The organism is Sinorhizobium fredii USDA 205, assembly GCF_001461695.1.
GTDB lineage: Bacteria > Pseudomonadota > Alphaproteobacteria > Rhizobiales > Rhizobiaceae > Sinorhizobium > Sinorhizobium fredii.
The window spans coordinates 1-2649 of record NZ_AUTC01000159.1 but is presented as its reverse complement, the minus strand read 5'-3'; the positions used below and the strand labels follow the sequence as shown (position 1 = coordinate 2649).

General features: G+C 57.9%; 3 protein-coding genes. 2 read left to right on the top strand and 1 reads right to left on the bottom strand.

What is annotated here, in order from left to right; all coding sequences use genetic code 11:
* Window positions 1–711, top strand: a 711-nt coding sequence (locus N181_RS23175) for an MFS transporter (protein ID WP_155621619.1), incomplete at its 5' end; no start/stop codon positions are given.
* Between the two features lie 551 nt (window positions 712–1262).
* Complete coding sequence (locus N181_RS23170; RefSeq protein WP_037399775.1) at window positions 1263–1862, top strand: hypothetical protein; 600 nt, start codon at window positions 1263–1265, stop codon at window positions 1860–1862.
* 69 nt (window positions 1863–1931) lie between these two features.
* Here the strand turns inward: N181_RS23170 and N181_RS23165 are convergent, their stop codons facing one another.
* A complete protein-coding gene (locus N181_RS23165; protein ID WP_037399772.1) occupies window positions 1932–2138 on the bottom strand; it encodes a hypothetical protein in 207 nt (68 codons plus the stop codon).
* Window positions 2139–2649 lie beyond the last annotated feature (511 nt).

Sequence of the window (2649 nt, the reverse complement as noted above, 5' to 3'; positions counted from 1 at the left end):
AAAAGCCGATACGGCTTGCGGCCAATGCCTATCTATCTCGGCGTCATCTATGGCATCGCGGGCACGATCCTTTCCATTCTCGCCGTTCGGGACACGCGCCAGCATGTTCAGCTCGAGGCGAGCCGCGCGGCCAACCCGGCGTCTGCGCTTTCGTTCCGCGAGGTATTCGTTCTGGCGTCATTCAAGGACCGCAACCTGCTGGCGGCGTCACAGGCAGGCCTCGTCAACAACCTGAACGACGGCATGAGCTGGGGCATCTTCCCGCTGTTCTTCACGACGCTTGGCCTCGGGATCGAGCGGATCGGCGTCCTTAAGGCGGTTTACCCGATTGTCTGGGGCGTCGGACGGGTCGTGACTGGTCCGCTCAGCGATCGCTGGGGCCGAAAGGGTTTGATCGTTGGCGGGATGTGGGTCCAGGCGGTCGGGTTGCTGATCACCGCACTTGGCGGCCACTTTGGATGGTGGCTCGTAGGCAGTGTCCTTCTCGGAGCGGGGACCGCGATGGTCTATCCCAGCCTGATCGCTACGGTGTCGGACGCCTCGCACCCCACGTGGCGTGCCCGGTCCCTCAGCGTCTACCGCTTCTGGCGCGATCTCGGCTATGCGATAGGCGCGTTGTCGGCTGGACTGATCGCGGACCGCTTCGGCTTCTCCGCGGCGATTGTCGCGATCGGCGTGCTGACCTTATGTCGGGGACCTTCTACCTCGTAGCGGCTGTCGAGGCAAAGAACCCTGCGTGATTGTGGCGATGAGCGAAGATTCGCAATTCATCGAACGGGACGAACTGCGTCGTAAGTTTGCTGGTGAAGTGAGACGGAGGAGTTCGCTCAAGGGAGATCGGCGCCGAAAGTCAAATGCTACGCCGATGATCTCAGTTGCGTTTTCTCCGCCTCGCATGATGGTAGCTGAAAGCGCGTTGCCGATGCCGGCTCCACAGCTGCCAAGCCGGGACATGATCCGTGTTTCAGAGGCGAAATGGCGCGCATTGGCACCTTTCAACACCCTAGAGTGGCGCCAGTTAACAAGAAATTGACGATAATGGTCCTGAGAACGAAGTTGTGCAAACTCTTGCAAATTACAGGAGGTGACCCATGGATTTCGCTCTCACCATGATAAGGTGTTGAAGGGCGGCTTTGTTACCTCCGTCTTTCGCTCGGTCGAAAACAGGCTTTGAACCTGTCCCAACCGCATCACAAAGATGACCGGGCGGGAAACAATAGCTCAACAGGATCTCCGTCCGGGTTGCTCAAGGTGGGAACACTATGAAAACACCGTGGAAATTCCTTGCCCAACTGACGTCGCGGCGACCATCGGCGAAAGCGCAAGGGAGTTCGATCGGGAATGACACCGATTCCCAGGCGCTCGAGAGCGAAGTGGAGAATAGGTGGGCACCTCCGCCCAGTTCGACGGTAGCGGCGAGCCCACCCGCTCACGATGAGGACGTCTCGGTTGATCGAGGGGCGGTGGCATCGGATAAGGCGAAAGGCGATGGCGGTGTCGCACAGGCGTTAAAACTGCCGATCGATGCTGCAGAGGTTCAAACAAATGCGCGTCATGAAGCCGACCATTCGGGTGCCGGAGCGAATTTGGTTCCGAAAAGTGCGGCAACCAAGTCGCCAAGCAAACCGCGGATCAAGCGTCGAGAACGTGGAAAGAGAGCCAACGCCCACTTGGCTGCGCAGAGCGCTGTCCCCCCAAAGCCTCATCAAAGCGTGCAACCCTTGTCGTCGCGTGACTTGTTTTTCCATGAAGTGGCAACACTCGACGAAGAAATCGAAATGCTGAGGACCCAACTCGCTCAAAAGCTTCATCTGCAGAACGTCCAGCTCAAGAAGATGCTCGAGCGATTCGAAGTTTCGTGAGCTTGGTGGCGCCCCCTGTAAGCGCGCACTTGCGACATTGCTTGGCGGCGAAGATGCCCGCGCCGCGCCTCAGGACAGCCCAGCGACAATACTCAAGCCCAGATCGTCGCGAATTCCTGCCTGATAAGCGTTGATCAGCTTTGCAGCGAGCGCTTCAGCTTCTTCAGACTTGCGTGACAAAGCGCGTCTGTGCAGCTCGTCTTCGAAGGCCTTCCCGATCATCTCCAACTCGTCAGGACCGATTGGATCGAAACTCAAGGTTTGAGCTGAATGCATGCTTCCCCCTCCTTCCACCACCCGATGCGGCGGAAGACCCTTTGTGCCCCTACATGCCAGCCTGATCTGGAAAGTGTGCAGCTTCGCTGGAAATCTAACGAAGGTGAACCGTCCTTACGGCCAGACCAACCGTATCGGTCAACTGCAGCGCCGCAATGGCGGAGCCGAATAGCAGAGCAGGTATAGCCAGAGCTCCCACGAACCTGACCATTTTGAGCCGGCGCGTGCGCTTTCCATCCCAATCGTAAGCCATTCGCTACGCCCTCGCAAACAGTGCGCCAAGATAGAACCAGAGAACGACTTTCCGGTCGAGTCTATTTTCAAGTATTACTTTTAAACGAAATTTCATCGCGGAATTTATATTGCGCATCCTACGGGCGGCGATAGAAAAAGAGAAGTAGAGGGGCCAAGCAATTGAAGCATGCCGATCGCCTTGGCCGTGACGGGCGGGACGTGATCTCTAGAAGGCGGTGCCTTACGGCATACTGCGAAACCGTTCGCGGTCGCGCCG